Annotated in this window: 15 protein-coding genes; 5 read left to right on the top strand and 10 right to left on the bottom strand. The window is 62.0% G+C overall.

The genetic code is table 11. The features are described from left to right. Window positions 1-89 precede the first annotated feature (89 nt). Window positions 90-629, bottom strand: coding sequence for a type 1 glutamine amidotransferase domain-containing protein (locus tag ACGSLL_RS06385; RefSeq protein WP_394504189.1), 540 nt, complete (start codon window positions 627-629; stop codon window positions 90-92). Window positions 630-856: 227 nt separating this feature from the next. On the opposite strand from ACGSLL_RS06385, the gene ACGSLL_RS06380 reads away from it, so the two are divergent. From ACGSLL_RS06380 to ACGSLL_RS06370, 3 genes are read left to right on the top strand one after another with little or no spacing between them, the layout of a single operon-like run. Further along, window positions 857-1,669, top strand: a complete 813-nt coding sequence (locus tag ACGSLL_RS06380) for an HDOD domain-containing protein (protein WP_208941026.1) — start codon at window positions 857-859, stop codon at window positions 1,667-1,669. 12 nt (window positions 1,670-1,681) lie between these two features. Beyond that, window positions 1,682-2,494, top strand: coding sequence for a bifunctional DNA-formamidopyrimidine glycosylase/DNA-(apurinic or apyrimidinic site) lyase (gene mutM, locus ACGSLL_RS06375; RefSeq protein ID WP_394504187.1), 813 nt, complete (start codon window positions 1,682-1,684; stop codon window positions 2,492-2,494). A 57-nt stretch (window positions 2,495-2,551) separates the two neighbouring features. Next, the gene (locus ACGSLL_RS06370) at window positions 2,552-2,875 is read left to right on the top strand and encodes a multidrug transporter (protein WP_258451259.1); all 324 of its coding nucleotides are present in this window, start codon (window positions 2,552-2,554) and stop codon (window positions 2,873-2,875) included. 119 nt (window positions 2,876-2,994) lie between these two features. On the opposite strand, the gene ACGSLL_RS06365 is transcribed toward ACGSLL_RS06370, so the two are convergent. The 5 genes from ACGSLL_RS06365 to ACGSLL_RS06345 form a co-directional block, all read right to left on the bottom strand. Then, the gene (locus ACGSLL_RS06365) at window positions 2,995-3,246 is read right to left on the bottom strand and encodes a YfhL family 4Fe-4S dicluster ferredoxin (RefSeq protein ID WP_394504185.1); all 252 of its coding nucleotides are present in this window, start codon (window positions 3,244-3,246) and stop codon (window positions 2,995-2,997) included. Between the two features lie 102 nt (window positions 3,247-3,348). After that, window positions 3,349-3,828 (bottom strand): pantetheine-phosphate adenylyltransferase, encoded by a 480-nt coding sequence (gene coaD / locus ACGSLL_RS06360; protein WP_042606545.1) that lies wholly within the window; start codon window positions 3,826-3,828, stop codon window positions 3,349-3,351. Window positions 3,829-3,943: 115 nt separating this feature from the next. Next, window positions 3,944-5,539 carry a GMC family oxidoreductase gene (locus ACGSLL_RS06355; protein WP_394504182.1) on the bottom strand — a complete coding sequence of 532 codons (1,596 nt, stop codon included), beginning with the start codon at window positions 5,537-5,539 and terminating at the stop codon, window positions 3,944-3,946. Window positions 5,540-5,670: 131 nt separating this feature from the next. Next, a complete protein-coding gene (locus tag ACGSLL_RS06350) occupies window positions 5,671-6,216 on the bottom strand; it encodes a twin-arginine translocation pathway signal protein (RefSeq protein WP_394504180.1) in 546 nt (181 codons plus the stop codon). A gap of 29 nt (window positions 6,217-6,245) precedes the next feature. Beyond that, window positions 6,246-7,676: a coniferyl aldehyde dehydrogenase gene (locus tag ACGSLL_RS06345; protein ID WP_394504178.1), complete on the bottom strand. Its 1,431-nt coding sequence runs from the start codon at window positions 7,674-7,676 to the stop codon at window positions 6,246-6,248. A 147-nt stretch (window positions 7,677-7,823) separates the two neighbouring features. Between ACGSLL_RS06345 and ACGSLL_RS06340 the strand changes: the two genes are divergently transcribed. Together ACGSLL_RS06340 and ACGSLL_RS06335 are read left to right on the top strand one after the other, a co-directional pair. Beyond that, window positions 7,824-8,495, top strand: coding sequence for a TetR/AcrR family transcriptional regulator (locus ACGSLL_RS06340; RefSeq protein ID WP_122596593.1), 672 nt, complete (start codon window positions 7,824-7,826; stop codon window positions 8,493-8,495). Between the two features lie 30 nt (window positions 8,496-8,525). Further along, window positions 8,526-9,380 carry a sulfurtransferase gene (locus ACGSLL_RS06335; protein WP_394504175.1) on the top strand — a complete coding sequence of 285 codons (855 nt, stop codon included), beginning with the start codon at window positions 8,526-8,528 and terminating at the stop codon, window positions 9,378-9,380. A 107-nt stretch (window positions 9,381-9,487) separates the two neighbouring features. Here ACGSLL_RS06335 and ACGSLL_RS06330 read toward each other — a convergent pair whose 3' ends face one another. From ACGSLL_RS06330 to ACGSLL_RS06315, 4 genes are all read right to left on the bottom strand, one after another. Then, the gene (locus ACGSLL_RS06330) at window positions 9,488-10,483 is read right to left on the bottom strand and encodes a hydrolase (RefSeq protein ID WP_394504173.1); all 996 of its coding nucleotides are present in this window, start codon (window positions 10,481-10,483) and stop codon (window positions 9,488-9,490) included. A 67-nt stretch (window positions 10,484-10,550) separates the two neighbouring features. Further along, on the bottom strand, window positions 10,551-11,165 hold the full coding sequence (gene rsmD / locus ACGSLL_RS06325; RefSeq protein WP_394504170.1) for a 16S rRNA (guanine(966)-N(2))-methyltransferase RsmD: 615 nt from the start codon (window positions 11,163-11,165) through the stop codon (window positions 10,551-10,553). Beyond that, on the bottom strand, window positions 11,165-12,655 hold the full coding sequence (locus ACGSLL_RS06320) for a M16 family metallopeptidase (protein ID WP_394504168.1): 1,491 nt from the start codon (window positions 12,653-12,655) through the stop codon (window positions 11,165-11,167). The genes rsmD and ACGSLL_RS06320 overlap by 1 nt, the downstream gene beginning before the upstream one ends. Continuing rightward, window positions 12,648-14,003, bottom strand: coding sequence for a M16 family metallopeptidase (locus tag ACGSLL_RS06315; RefSeq protein ID WP_394504166.1), 1,356 nt, complete (start codon window positions 14,001-14,003; stop codon window positions 12,648-12,650). The genes ACGSLL_RS06320 and ACGSLL_RS06315 overlap by 8 nt, the downstream gene beginning before the upstream one ends. Window positions 14,004-14,580 lie beyond the last annotated feature (577 nt).

Raw genomic sequence — 14,580 nt, 5'->3', positions numbered from 1 at the left:
GGATGGCCCCTTCGCGAGCAGGCTCGCTCCCACATTTGGAATGCGTTCCAAGGTGGGAGCGAGCCTGCTCGCGAAAGGGGTGCCGAAGATTACGCAGCCAGTGCGTCAATCAGGGCCTGACTGAACGCCGGCACGTCGTCCGGCTGGCGGCTGCTGATCAGTTTGCCGTCCTTGACCACTTCCTGATCGACCCAGTTGCCACCGGCGTTGACCAGATCGTCCTTGAGGGTTTTGTAACTGGTCATGGTTTTGCCATCGACCAGCCCCGCCGAAATCAGCAGCCAGCCGCCATGACAGATCACCGCGATCGGCTTGCCGGCCGAGGCGGCAGACTTGACCAGTTGCTGGGCATTTTCATCGATGCGGATGGTGTCCGAGTTCTGCACACCGCCGGGCAGGACCACGGCGTCGTACTGATCGATGTCCACGGCCTGGAAGGTGTTGGCGACGGGGAAGTCGTCCGCCGGTTTGTCATGGTTCCAGCCTTTGACCGTGCCGGCCTTCGCCGAGAGAATTTCGGTCTGAGCGCCGGCCTGGTCAAGGGCTTCCTTGGGACCTGTCAGTTCCACCTGTTCGAAACCATCGGTTACCAAAAAAGCGACGCGTTTGCCGTTCAGGGAATTAGCCATCGATAAGCTCCTGAGTCTGTGGGATTTTTTCACCGCGCCGGACGTGAAAAGTGCAGCGGGCCTCACAGATTCCGAAGCCTGGGCTTGAATGAAAGTTCCGACGATGTGCCCGTCGGTGTGTCGCCGTGCGTTTGCAGCGGTTAGAATCGCCGCCTGTCCCAGAGTGTGTACTTATGTCCCAAGAGCTGACCACCGAACAGATTCAACAATCGCTGCAAGGCATCAGTGTGCCGGCGCAACCGCAGATCATGGTGGATCTGCAAATGGAGCAGTACATGCCCGACCCGGATCTGGAGGTGATCGCCAAGCTGATCTCCCAGGACCCTGGCCTGTCCGGCGCACTGTTGAAGATCGTCAACTCTCCGTATTACGGCCTGAGCAACAAGATCACCTCGATCCAGCGCGCGGTGAACCTGCTGGGCAGCCGTTCGATCATCAACCTGATCAACGCGCAGTCGATCAAGGGCGAAATGAACGACGACACCATCGTCACCCTCAACCGTTTCTGGGACACCGCCCAGGACGTGGCGATGACCTGCCTGACCCTGGCCAAGCGCATCGGCACCCAGGCTGGCGATGAAGCCTATGCGTTGGGCCTGTTTCACGATTGCGGTGTGCCGTTGATGCTGCAGCGTTTCCCCGATTACATGACCGTGCTGGAAGAGGCCTACGCCAGTGCCAGCCCGGAATGCCGTGTGGTCGACACGGAAAACCGTGTGTTCAACACCAACCACGCGGTGGTCGGTTATTACACCGCGAAATCCTGGCGGTTGCCGGAGCATGTCAGCGCGGCCATCGCCAATCACCACAACGCCCTGGCGATTTTCAGCGATGAGTCGTCGAAAAACAGCCAGCTGAAAAACCTCCTGGCGATTCTGAAAATGGCCGAGCACATCTGCGCGTCGTACCGGGTGCTGGGCAACCAGACTGAAGACTTCGAGTGGAACGCCGTCGGCCCGCTGGTGCTCGACTACGTCGGTCTGTCGGACTACGACTTCGAAACCCTCAAGCAAACGATCCGCGACCTCGGCGCGCATTGATTCGAGGACAGCATGCCTGAATTGCCGGAAGTCGAAACCACCCGCCGCGGCATTGCTCCGCATCTGGAAGGCCAGCGCGTCAGCAGGGTCATCGTGCGCGACCGACGTCTGCGCTGGCCGATCCCCGAAGACCTCGATGTACGCCTGTCGGGGCAGCGCATCGTGCTGGTCGAGCGCCGCGCCAAGTACCTGCTAATCAATGCCGAGGTCGGCACGCTGATCAGCCATCTGGGCATGTCGGGCAATCTGCGCCTGGTCGAAGCCGGGTTGCCGGCGCTCAAGCACGAGCACGTCGACATCGAGCTGGAGTCGGGGCTGGCGCTGCGCTACACCGATCCACGGCGTTTCGGTGCGATGTTGTGGAGCCGCGATCCGCTCAATCATGAATTGCTGATTCGCCTCGGCCCCGAGCCGTTGACCGACCTGTTCGATGGTGAGCGGCTGTTTCAGCTGTCGCGCGGGCGGGCGATGGCGGTCAAGCCGTTCATCATGGACAACGCGGTGGTGGTCGGGGTCGGCAATATCTATGCGACCGAAGCGCTGTTTGCCGCCGGAATCGACCCGCGTCGGGCGGCCGGCGGGATTTCGCGGGGGCGCTATCTGAAGCTGGCGATCGAGATCAAACGCATTCTCGCCGCAGCGATCGAGCGCGGCGGCACCACGTTGCGTGATTTCATCGGCGGCGACGGGCAGCCGGGGTATTTCCAGCAGGAGCTGTTTGTCTACGGCCGCGGCGGTGAACACTGCAAGGTCTGCGGCACCGGCCTGCGCGAAGTGAAGCTCGGGCAGCGCGCCAGCGTGTTCTGCCCGCGCTGCCAGACCTGAAAAAAATCCTGGGGTCTATAGTGAGAAGTCTCACTGCTCAGCCCGAAGGATCGCGCCATGAAATGCCTGCAAGTCCTCTTCGTCACGCTGCTGTTGTGTTCCAGCCTGGTTGCCCGGGCCTCGGAAAACGGCAGCGGTGATCCGCGCTACACCATCCAGAACCCACCGGCTTACGCCATGCTCGGCGATCTGCTGATCGCTCGGCCGTTATTGGTCGTGGCGACGGTGATCGGGGCCGGGGCATTTGTCGTGTCGTTACCGTTCACCGCCCTGGGCGGCGGGGTCGGCGATGCGGGGCAGGCGCTGGTGGTCGACCCGGCTAAGGCGGCGTTCGTGCGGTGTCTGGGGTGTACGGGGGAGGGGTTTGAGCAGCGCGAGTGAGCCGGGTTTTGTGGTGTTGCTGATGGCCCTTTCGCGAGCAGGCTCGCTCCCACATGGGAATGCATTTCAAATGTGGGAGCGAGCCTGCTCGCGAAGAGAACCTGACAGGCGCTGAAAAATCAGGCCTTGCCGGTAAGCTTGCGGTACTTGTCCATCAACTGTTCTTCAGTCTCCGGATGCGCTTCGTCCAGTGGAATGCAATCCACCGGGCAGACCTGCTGGCACTGCGGTTCGTCGTAGTGGCCGACGCATTGGGTGCACAGGTTGGGGTCGATCACGTAGATCTCTTCGCCTTGGGAGATGGCGGCGTTCGGGCACTCGGGTTCGCAGACGTCGCAGTTGATGCAATCGTCGGTGATGATCAGGGACATGCTAACTCCAGCCGGGGCGGCAGGCCCGGGCGCTATAAATCAATGCGCGCAATTGTGCCGCATTGGCGCCCGCAGTGCACGCGGGCGCCGTTTGAACGGTCGTTACTTTTTAAAGCGCAGGGTCAGCGCGTCGGCCACGGCCGGGTGGACGAACTTGCTGATATCGCCGCCCAGCGCGGCAATTTCCCGCACCAGCGTCGAGGAAATGAACGAATAACGCTCCGACGGCGTGAGGAACAGGCTCTCCACATCCGGCGCCAGCTGACGGTTCATGTTGGCCAGCTGAAATTCGTATTCGAAGTCCGACACCGCGCGCAAACCACGCAGGAACACATTGGCGTTCTGCTCTTTGGCGAAATGCGCCAGCAGCGTCGAGAAGCCGACCACTTCCACATTCGGCAAGTGCCGGGTGACTTCGCGCGCCAGTTCCACGCGTTGTTCCAGCGGGAACAGCGGGTTCTTTTTCGGGCTGGCGGCGACGGCAATGATCACATGATCGAACAGGCGCGAGGCGCGTTCGACCAGATCGCCATGGCCCTTGGTAATAGGGTCGAAGGTACCTGGGTACAACACTCGGTTCATCGCGTCGTCCTGGCGGGAGTCCGTTGGGGAGTCGGATGGTATCGCAGCCTAACCGGTCGGCCAAGTCGCCTGTGCGGTAAGAAAGCACTATAGACGCCGGCAATCATCGGTTTTTTCATGGAATTCTCAGCCGATCGGCGAGGGACGTCGCCAATTGCGCGGTCAGGCCATACACCGACAATTGCGGGTTGGCGCCAATGCTGGTGGGGAACAGCGAGCCGTCGTGGATCGACAGATTAGCCAATTGATGATGGCGCCCGAGACTGTCGGTCACCGCGCTTTTGACATCCTCACCCATGGCGCAGCCGCCCATCACGTGGGCGCTGCCCAGGCGCGTGCGATACAGCTCAAGGCTCAAACCGTCGATCAGGCTGCGCGCTTCAGCCAGGGTTTTCACGTAGCGCGCATCAGCGTGCATCGGCATCACCGATTTTGCGCCACCGGCGAACTGGATTTCCGCCATGACGTGAAAGGCCCGGCGTAAACCGTCCCAGGCGTAGGGCGAAACCTGATAGTCGAGCACCGGCGAACCGTCGCCGCGCAGCTCGACCGCGCCACCAACGCTGTCCGGATGAAAACCGTCACGCAGCAAGGCGAGCATGGCGTGGGTGTGCGGCAAGTCCGCCATGTGCTGCGCATTTTCTGCGCCGAAGCCGCCGAGCAACGTCGCCGCGAGCGCCGGATGCAGTGGCGGCACTTCGAGTTTGAAGGCCATCGGTCCGGTGGTGCCATCCTTCCACTGGAAATGGTCGGAGTAGATCGACTGTGGCGCGCCGTAGAACGGGTTGATGACTTCGTCGAAGCGCGCGGCGGACATGTTTACCGGGTGCAGAAAGGTGCGTTTGCCGAGGTTTTCATGCGGGTCCGGCGCGTCCGAACGCAGCAGCAGCGCCGGGCTGTTGATGCCGCCGCCGGCCAGCACGTAATGCCGCGCCTGCACGGTGATGCGCCGACCGGTCGGCTCGACGCAGCGCTCGTCCATGGCCACGCACTGCAAACCGGTGACCTTGTCGCCGCTGATCAGCAGTTTCTCGGCGCGCGCCAGGTACAGCAGCTCGCCACCCTTTTCCAGCGTCGCCGGAATGGTCGTGACCAGCATCGATTGCTTGGCATTGGCCGGGCAGCCCATGCCGCAATAACCGAGATTCCAGCAGCCGCGCACGTTGCGCGGGATCACATGCCAGCTGTAGCCGAGCTGTTCGCAGCCTTTGCGGATCACGTCGTTATTGGCGTTCGGCGGCACCAACCATGGTGCGACGCCAAGGCGCTGCTCCATTTTTTCGAACCACGGCGCCATTTCCGCCGGGCTGTGGCCTTTGACGTTGTGTTCGCGAGCCCAGTGTTCGAGGGTCGGATCGGGGGTGCGGAAGCTCGAGGTCCAGTTGATCAGCGTCGTGCCGCCGACCGCGCGGCCTTGCAGGATGGTGATCGCACCGTCCTTGCTCATGCGCCCGATGCCTTCCTGATAAAGACTGCTGTAGGCCTGTGCTTCAAGCATCTTGAAGTCGGAGCTGGTTTTCAGCGGGCCTTCTTCGATCAGCAGGACTTTGTAGCCGGCCGCGCTGAGGATTTCCGCAGTGGTACCGCCGCCAGCGCCGCTGCCGATGATCGCTACGTCGGCTTCAAGGGTCAGGTCGTCGGTCAGTTGCGAACCGTTGTAGGTTTTCCAGCCGCGGGCAAGGCCTTCGCGGAAAGGATCGGGTACGGGCATCGGTCGGGCTCTCTTTTATTATTTTGGATGCAAGGTGTGGCGACTGGCCCCTTCGCGAGCAGGCTCGCTCCCACATTGGAATGCGATCCCCTGTGGGAGCGAGCCTGCTCGCGAAGGGAGCGGCACGATTCTCAAACCGTGGGCGGCCCGGGATATCCGCAGTGCGCCCAGGATTCCGGGCGCGTGTACCACGCCATCATCACCATCTGCTGCAACGAGCTATGGCCCATGCGCAAAAGACTCAGCGAGCTGTTTTCCCAGCGCTCGAGAAAATGCCGCATGGCTTCGGGGCTGGCGTTTTCCCAACTGCCCCAGATGCCGGTGAGCGGCCCGCGGGTGACGGCCATGCCCAGCACATCGAACAGTTGCCGAGTGAGCTTGAGCATTTCCGGCGACAGGTGATCGAGGCTGTAGTCCAGCGACTTGAGCGTGCCATCGACCGCAGTCGGCAGCTTTTCGGCCGCGACGGCGCCGTCGAGCATCACCGGAATCAGCGCGCGCAGAAACAGCAGATCGCCGTCGCGCAGTGAGACAAAACCGTTGGCCGCGATGCTCGACGAGCAGCCACTGAGGCTGGCACCGAGGCCAGCGGTGGCGAGGAACGCCGTGGCGCCGAGGCTGAATTTCAGCAGGCCACGGCGCGACAGCGCGGGTGTATCAGTCCGGCTTGGGTGCATTGTTTTTATTACTCGGCGGTGACCAGCGTTTAGCGAATGAACAGTTTCTGAATAAGTTTCTGCACGGTTTTGCCGTAGGGCGGGTAGATCAGCCTGGCGGCGTTGAAACGCTGTTTGATCAGCACGCCTTTGGCTTTGCTGAACGTCAGGAAACCTTCGTGACCGTGGTAATGACCCATGCCGGACGCACCGATGCCGCCGAATGGCATGTCGTCCTGCGCGACATGCAGCAGCGTGTCGTTGAGGCACACGCCGCCGGAGTGGGTTTCATGCAGCACGCGCTGCTGTTCGCGTTTGTCGTAGCCAAAGTAGTAAAGAGCCAGAGGACGTGGGCGCTGATTGATGTAAGCAAATGCCTGCTGCAGATCGCGGTAAGGCACGATCGGTAGCAGCGGGCCAAAGATTTCGTCCTGCATCACCGTCATTTCATCGCTGACATTCAGCAGCACGCTGTGCGGCATGCGCCGGCCCTGGCCCTGTTCGAACAGCGGAATCAACAGCGCGCCCTTGCTGGTGGCATCGCTGACGTAGCCGTTGAGGCGGGCCAGCTGACGGTCGTTGATGATCGCCGTGTAGTCCGGATTGTCGGCGAGCGTCGGGTAAAAACCCTGTACGGCCTGACGATAGGCTTCGACGAACGCGCCGACGCGATCTTCTGGCACCAGCACGTAATCGGGGGCAACGCAGGTCTGTCCGGCGTTCAGGGTCTTGCCGAAGGCTATGCGCTCGGCGGCGTCCTTGAGCGGCACGTCGTGCGAGACGATGGCCGGGGATTTGCCGCCCAGTTCGAGGGTCACCGGGGTGAGGTTTTCCGCCGCAGCGCGCATCACATGTTTGCCGATGCTGGTGGCGCCGGTGAACAGCAAGTGATCGAAGCGCAGGCGGGAAAATGCCACGCCGATATCGGCCTCGCCGAGCACCACGCAGACCAGATCTTCGGGGAAGATGCGCGCCAGCAGTTCCTTGAGCAATAGGCCGGTGGCCGGGGTCGACTCGCTGAGTTTGAGCATCACCCGATTGCCCGCCGCCAGCGCGCCGACCAACGGGCCGACGGCCAGATACAACGGGTAATTCCACGGCACGATCACGCCAACCACGCCCAGCGGCTGATAGATCACTTTTGCCGACGCCGGCTGAAACGCCACGCCGACCTTGCGCCGCGAGGCCTTCATCCAGCCTTTGAGATGACGGCTGGCGTAATGAATGCCGTGCAGGCTCGGCATCAGTTCGGCGAGCAGGGTTTCATCGGCGCTGCGATGGCTGAAATCGGCGCTGATGGCGGCGATCAAGGCCTGCCGTTCGCTGCTGAGCAGATCCGCCAGTGCCTTGAGCCATTGCTGGCGCTGGGCGGCGGGCGGCATCGGATTGGCGGCGTAGGCAGAACGTTGCGCCTCGAACAACCGATCCAGCTCGGCCAGCGCGGGCTGCAGCGTTTGTAGATAGGCAATATCGGCAGTCATGATCTGCTCCGGATTTTATTGTAGTGACGAGCTTTTTAGAGTCTATGCTCTAGAAAGTCAAATGACTTCCCTGCACCGCAGTGTTTTATCCATTTCCGGTTAGGTCGTAAGATGCCCCCACACGCACTCTGAATTAAAGCTCAAGCCATGGCCCCACGAATAAAAACCAGCGAGCGTATCGTGCTCAACAGCCTCGAACTGTTCAATCAGCAGGGCGAGCGCAGTATCAGCACCAATCACATTGCCGCCCACATGGAGATTTCTCCGGGCAACCTGTACTACCACTTCCCCAACAAGCAGGCGATCATCGCCGTGCTGTTCAGTGAATACGAAAGCCTGGTCGACAGCTTTCTGCGCCCGCCGCAGGGCCGCGCAGCGACGGTCGAGGACAAGCGTTTCTATCTCAAGGAACTGCTCTCGGCGATGTGGCGCTACCGCTTTCTGCACCGTGACCTCGAACATCTGCTCGACAGCGATCCGGAGCTGGCCGCGCGTTACCGGCGTTTTTCCCAGCGCTGCGTGATTCAGGGCGCGGCGATCTACGAAGGGTTTGTCGCCGCCGGGATTCTCGACATGGACCGCGTGCAGATCGAATCCCTGACCCTCAACGCGTGGATCATCCTGACTTCGTGGGTGCGGTTTCTGTGCACCACTCGGGAAAACTCCAATCACCTCAGTGAACAAGCCATCAAGCGTGGCGTGTATCAGGTGCTGGTGCTGGAGGCGGGGTTTGTCACCGCGCAGGCGCGCGACGAGGTCAATGCGCTGTTCGAAGAATTCTACGTGCCGCTGGCCCAGGCCCTCGAAGACGTCAAATAAGCCTTTTGTGTTGATACCCAGGAGCCCGTTATGCCGATTGCGCAACTGATCAGCCCCGTCGCACTGGACGCCCGCAAGGCGCAGCCGGGGTTGGTGATTCTCGATTGTCGCTTCGCCCTCGAAGACCCGGACTACGGTCAGCGCAGCTACGCCGAAGGGCATATCGCCGGGGCGAGCTTCGCCGATCTCGAACGGGACCTGAGCGGCAAAGTCATCAAGGGCGTGAGCGGTCGTCATCCGCTGCCCGAGCCGGCGGCGCTGATCGAGCGCCTGCAAGGGTGGGGCATCAGCAATGACAGCGATGTGGTTCTCTACGACGACGGCCCGGGTGCCTACGCGGCACGGGCGTGGTGGTTGCTGGCGTGGCTGGGCAAGCGCGACGGGGTGTTCATTCTCGATGGCGGGCTCAAGGCCTGGCATGCGGCGGGGCTGCCGCTGAGTCTGGATCCGCCGACCGTTACCCGCGGCAATTTCAGCGGCCAGCCAGACATGAGCCTGCTGCTCAGCGCGGAGCAGTTGCAGCAGCGTCTGGGTCAGCCGTCATTGACCTTGATCGATGCCCGCGCACTGCCGCGCTTCAAGGGCGAAGTGGAACCGATTGATCCGGTGGCCGGGCATATTCCGGGTGCGCAGTGCGTGGCGTTCACCGACAACCTCGGCAGCGACGGGCGCTTTCTGCCGGCCGATCAGCTCAAGCAGCGTTTTGCGGCGAAACTGGGCGATCGCTCGCCATCGGAGTTAGTCGCCTACTGTGGCTCGGGGGTGACGGCGTGTCATAACCTGTTCGCGCTGTGCCTGGCCGGTTATCCGCTGGGCTCGCTGTATGCCGGGTCGTGGAGCGAGTGGATCAACGAGCCTTCGCGAGGCATCGCCACGGGCGAATAACGCCGCAGTACCCTTGTGGGTGCGAGCCTGCTCGCGAAGGCGTCCCGTCAGTCATAAGTTTTTGACTGACACACCGCTTTCGCGAGCAGGCTCGCTCCCACAATGAGTCAACGGTTCATATCGCAAAGCCACTGCGGAATCCGTCGCTCCAGGTAATAACCGGGCTTGCGAACCGAGCCATCGACAAACCCGACATGCCCGCCGCGCGGCTGCAGCTCGAATCGCGTGCAGGCCGACAGCTCATCCGCCTGCGGCAGGCTGTGCGGGAATACGAACGGATCGTCCGCCGCCTGAATGATCAGGGTCGGCGTGCGAATCTCACCGAGGAAATAGCGACTCGAGGCGCGCCGGTAGTAATCCTCGGCGTCGTTGAACCCATGCAATGGCGCGGTCACCCGGCCATCGAAATCCCAGAACGTGCGCATGTTTTCCAGCGAACCGAGCGCCGCCAGTTTCGCCAGGCCGTCCTCGCGACCGTCGTGCTGAAACTGCCGCTGTTTGTTCTTGATGTAAGCGACCATCTCGCGCATGAAGTGCGCCTGATAAATTTTGGAGAAACCCTGGCCGATGCGGTCGGCGCACTGATCGAGGCGGAACGGCACCGACACCGCCACCGCACCCTGCAGGCCACTGGCGCTGCCGGTCTCGCCCAGATGCTTGAGCAGAACGTTGCCACCGAGTGAATAGCCGACCGCAAACAGCGGCGCCAGCGGGCGTTTCGCATGCAAGTGTTTGATGGTCTCGGCCAGATCTTCGCTGGCGCCGGAGTGATAGCTGCGCGGCAGCAGGTTCGGTTCGCCCGAACAGCCACGCCAGTTCAGCGCAACGCTGGCCCAGCCCTGATCAGCCAAGGCCTTTTGAATGCCCGCCACGTAAGGCGAGTTGGAAGAACCGGTCAGCCCATGCAACACCAGTACCAATGGCGCTTCGGCGCTGTGCGGGCCATGCCAGTCGAGGTCGAGAAAATCGCCGTCTTCCAGCCACAAGCGCTCACGCTCGCGTTCGATGTGTACGGTTCTGCGCCATAGCGGCCCCCACAAGGTTTGCAGATGCGGGTTGCGCAGGCCGAAGGCGGGGACGAAGCGTTCAGACGAAGGGGGCACGATGGTTCTCGATGTGCGTAGGGCAAGGCAGCAGGCTCCCTTGCCGCAGGTTGTCGCTCGCTACGGGTCAGGCGTCGATTGGTGTCGAACGCTGCCACAGCGCGTAGTAGACGCGACCGGATTTCTGTTCGCGGTGCAGGCGCCAGTTGCCCGGCAGGCCGAGGGTCGACGGCGCGGTTTCGCTTTCAGTGTAGATCCACGAATCAGCCGCCAGCCACTGCCGCTCTTCCAGCAGCGTGCACACCGCCGGTAGCAGGTTCTGGTTGAACGGCGGATCGAGGAATACCAGATCGAACGGCGTTGCAGTTTGGGTTTCCAGATAGCGCAAGGCGTCGGCAGTTTGCACCTGGCCGTTGGTGCAGCGCAGGGTGCCGAGGTGTTCTTTCAGGCTGGACACGGCGATGTTGCTCGCGTCCAGTGCATGGCCCATCGCCGCGCCACGGGACAGCGCTTCGAGAAACAGCGCGCCGCTGCCGGCGAACGGGTCGAGTACCTTGGCGCCTTCAACGTACGGAGCCAGCCAGTTGAACAGGGTTTCACGCACACGGTCCGGCGTCGGGCGCAGGCCCGGCGCGTCGGGGAAGCTCAGCTTGCGGCTGCGCCATTGACCGCCAATGATGCGCAGCTGGTTCACACCGTTGTGGACGTTGTGCGCAGGTTTTTTGGGGGAACGAGTCGCCATTAATGCTCCGGAACCCCGAGCGGTTGCTCGGCAGGTTTATCAGATGGGGCCGGTAACGGCTTTTGCGGCACGGTCGGGCCAGCGGTGACGATGACCATTTTGTCCGTGCTCAGGTGTTTGTTCAGCGCGTCGCGCACTTGCTCGACAGTCAGGCTCTGCGACTGACGCATGAAATCGTCGAGATAACTCAGCGGCAGATTATAGAAACCCATCGCCCCGAGCTGGCCGACAATATCGGCATTGCTCGCAGTGGACAGCGGGAAGCTGCCGGCCAGTTCGCGTTTGGCGTCGTCGAGCTCTTTTTGCGTTGGCCCGGTTTTCAGGTAATCGGCAAGTACATCCTGCACCAGCTTCAGGGTGCCTTCGCTCATTTCCGCGCGGGTCTGCAGGTTGATCATGAACGGGCCGCGGGCCTGCATCGGGCTGAATGCCGAGTACACGCCGTAGGTCAGGCCACGTTTCTCGCGCACTTCACTCATCAGGCGTGTGCCGAAACCGCCGCCACCGAGGATCTGGTTGCCCATCGACAGCGCTGCGTAGTCCGGGTCGTCGCGGTCGATGCCCAGTTGCGCGAGCATCAGGTTGGTCTGCTTGGACGGGAACTCGATGTGATTGACGCTGGCTTTCGGCTCTTGCGGTGCGGCGATTTTCGCCAGCGCCGGGCCTTTTGGCAGTGCAGCGGAAACCTGATTGGCAATCGCCTCGGCTTCGGCGCGCGACAAGTCACCGACCAGCGCAATCACCGCGTTGCCGCCGGCGTAAGCCCTGGCGTGGAAATCACGCAGCTGCGCGAGGGTGATCTTCGGCACGCTTTGCGGATTGCCGTCGCTTGAATGCGCGTACGGGTGATCGCCGTACAGGCGTTTCATCAGCTCGAGGCTGGCGAGTTTGCCGGGGTTCTGTTTCTGGTATTCGAAACCAGCCAGCATCTGGTTCTTGATGCGTGCGAACGAGTCGGCGGGGAAGGTCGGTTTACCGACCACTTCGGCAAACAGCTTCAGCGCCGGCTCACGTTTGTCGGCCGCGCTCAGGCTGCGCAACGAGGCCAGCGCCATGTCCTTGAACGCGCCGTTGCCGAAGTCCGCGCCGAGGCCTTCAAAGCCCTGCGCGATGGCGCCGACGTCTTTGCCGGCGACGCCTTCGTTGAGCATCGCGTTGGTCAGCACCGCCAGCCCCGGCGCGTTGCCGTCCTGACTGCTGCCGGCGGCGAAGATCAGGCGCATGTCGAACATCGGCAGCTCATGGGCTTCGACGAACAGCACCTTGGCGCCTTCGGCGGTGCTCCAGGTCTGCACGTCGAGCGTGCGGCTGGCCGGCGCCTTGCCGTCGAGTTCGGCCAGCGATTGCAGTTTCTGCGTGGACTTGGCGTTATCCAGTGCTTCGCTGGCATGGCTGTCAGCGCTTGGCGACAGATAAACCGCCGCCGAGCCGATCACCGCGACAGCGATCAGGCCAAGCAGCATCAGGCGTGGGGCTTTGCGCTCACTCATGAGTCGTCTCCAAAGGCAGGACGTGGGCGACGCTGAGACGTTCGCGGGTGAAATACTTTTTCGCGGCGTTCTGGATATCTTGCGGGGTCACGCTTTCCAGGTCGGCCAGCTCGGTGTCCATCAGCTTCCACGACAGACCGACTGTTTCCAGTTGGCCGATGGCGGTGGCCTGGCTGGTGATCGAATCACGTTCGAAGACCAGACCGGCGATCACCTGCGCACGCACGCGTTCCAGCTCTTCGGCCGACGGCGCGGTGGTCTTCAGCTGCTCTAGGAGTTTCCACAACCCGGCTTCAGCCTGAGCGATGGTCTTTTTCTTCTGTGTGTTCGGGGTGGCCGAGAGGGTGAACAGGCTGTCGCCACGGGTATAGGCGTCATAGTCCGACGAGCCGCCGGACACCAGTTCTTCGCCGCGCTCCAGCTGCGTCGGGATGCGACCGCTGTAGCCGCCATCGAGCAGCGCCGAGATCAGGCGCAAGGCGTTGACCGAGCGCTTGTCTTCAGCGGTGGCGATGCTGGGCACGTTGAAGCCGAGCATCAGGCTCGGCAGTTGTGTCTGCACGCGTAGGGTGATCTGGCGCTCGCCGGGTTCAGCCAGTTCCAGCGGTTTTTTCGCCGGTGGCACGTCGCGCTTGGCGATCGGGCCGAAATAACGCTGGGCGAGGGTTTTCACTTCGTCCGGGGTGACGTCGCCGACCACCACCAGCGTGGCATTGTTCGGCACGTACCAGGATTGATACCAGTGGCGCAGCTCCTCGACCTTCATCCGGTCGAGGTCAGCCATCCAGCCGATGGTCGGCGTGTGATAGCCGCTCGCCGGGTAGGCCATCGCCTTGTAGCGCTCGTAAGCCTTGGACATCGGCTTGTCATCGGTGCGCAGGCGGCGCTCTTCCTTGATGACTTCGATTTCCTTGGCGAACTCGTCGGCCGGCAGGCGCAGGTTGGCCATGCGATCAGCTTCCAGTTCGAAGGCCACGCCCAGACGATCGCGGGCCAGCACCTGGTAGTACGCGGTGAAGTCGTCACTGGTGAAGGCATTCTCTTCGGCGCCCAGATCCCGGAGGATCAGCGAGGCTTCGCCGGGGCCGACTTTCTCGCTGCCCTTGAACATCATGTGCTCAAGGGCGTGAGACAGACCGGTCTGGCCCGGGGTTTCGTAGCTGGAGCCGACCTTGTACCAGACCTGCGAGACCACCACCGGCGCGCGATGGTCTTCGCGCACGACCACCTTGAGGCCGTTGTCGAGGGTGAATTCGTGAGTCGGTTGCGGGTCGGCCGCCAGGGCCGAAAGGGGCAGGCAGACTGTGCAAAGCAGCAGGCCTGCAGCGCGGCGGGCTAGAGCATTCATTCGTTTTTTAACCTGTTGGGCTGCCTGCTTCGTCTTAGCGTCAGCGGGCGAGAGGTAGGGCGTGTCATTGATCATTACCAGTACCGCGCCGGCGCCTGATAGTGTGCAGGGCAAGGCGCGAGGAGTGTGGTTTGGTTGTTCCAAATAAACTCCGAGCAACGCAGCCCTGCACACTATCAGGCCCGGCCCTCCGGGTGGCGCCTGAAAACGGGCCATACTGCGTTGCAGTCCTTGGCAAGGAAAGCACATTCCCTGCGGCCTGCGCCTTGTCTGGCCCGTTCTCAGGCGGCCACGCGGTACTGGTAATGATCAATGACACGCCCTAGGATACTGATCCGTTTTACCGGCGACCACGCCTATCAGACTTCGAACGCTGATTGGGCTGTATGGGTTCATGGCAGAAGGCGGCGGTTTATCGACTAGACTGCGCTTTTTCGCCGATTTTTACCGGTTTAACTCTTCGTTAAAACGATCCTTGAGGTGCCTTTGGCGCCTCGACAAAATGTTGCGCGTGAACAAGCTGGGTGAAACACAGTCTGTTCTGCATCGAATATTTATTTGCCGGGGCGCCCTTATG

The sequence above is a fragment of the Pseudomonas retamae genome (assembly GCF_043496865.1).
Taxonomy (GTDB): domain Bacteria; phylum Pseudomonadota; class Gammaproteobacteria; order Pseudomonadales; family Pseudomonadaceae; genus Aquipseudomonas; species Aquipseudomonas retamae.
Note: the sequence above shows the minus strand (reverse complement) of the source record. Positions and strands in the feature narration are given on the sequence as shown.

Bases quoted from the DNA above. Each gene is read 5' to 3' on its own strand.
- ACGSLL_RS06385 (WP_394504189.1), bottom strand. From the start codon at position 629: ATGGCTAATTCCCTGAACGGCAAACGCGTCGCTTTTTTGGTAACCGAT.
- mutM (WP_394504187.1), top strand. From the start codon at position 1,682: ATGCCTGAATTGCCGGAAGTCGAAACCACCCGCCGCGGCATTGCTCCG.
- ACGSLL_RS06370 (WP_258451259.1), top strand. From the start codon at position 2,552: ATGAAATGCCTGCAAGTCCTCTTCGTCACGCTGCTGTTGTGTTCCAGC.
- ACGSLL_RS06365 (WP_394504185.1), bottom strand. From the start codon at position 3,246: ATGTCCCTGATCATCACCGACGATTGCATCAACTGCGACGTCTGCGAA.
- coaD (WP_042606545.1), bottom strand. From the start codon at position 3,828: ATGAACCGAGTGTTGTACCCAGGTACCTTCGACCCTATTACCAAGGGC.
- ACGSLL_RS06355 (WP_394504182.1), bottom strand. From the start codon at position 5,539: ATGCCCGTACCCGATCCTTTCCGCGAAGGCCTTGCCCGCGGCTGGAAA.
- ACGSLL_RS06350 (WP_394504180.1), bottom strand. From the start codon at position 6,216: ATGCACCCAAGCCGGACTGATACACCCGCGCTGTCGCGCCGTGGCCTG.
- ACGSLL_RS06345 (WP_394504178.1), bottom strand. From the start codon at position 7,676: ATGACTGCCGATATTGCCTATCTACAAACGCTGCAGCCCGCGCTGGCC.
- ACGSLL_RS06340 (WP_122596593.1), top strand. From the start codon at position 7,824: ATGGCCCCACGAATAAAAACCAGCGAGCGTATCGTGCTCAACAGCCTC.
- ACGSLL_RS06335 (WP_394504175.1), top strand. From the start codon at position 8,526: ATGCCGATTGCGCAACTGATCAGCCCCGTCGCACTGGACGCCCGCAAG.
- rsmD (WP_394504170.1), bottom strand. From the start codon at position 11,165: ATGGCGACTCGTTCCCCCAAAAAACCTGCGCACAACGTCCACAACGGT.
- ACGSLL_RS06320 (WP_394504168.1), bottom strand. From the start codon at position 12,655: ATGAGTGAGCGCAAAGCCCCACGCCTGATGCTGCTTGGCCTGATCGCT.
- ACGSLL_RS06315 (WP_394504166.1), bottom strand. From the start codon at position 14,003: ATGAATGCTCTAGCCCGCCGCGCTGCAGGCCTGCTGCTTTGCACAGTC.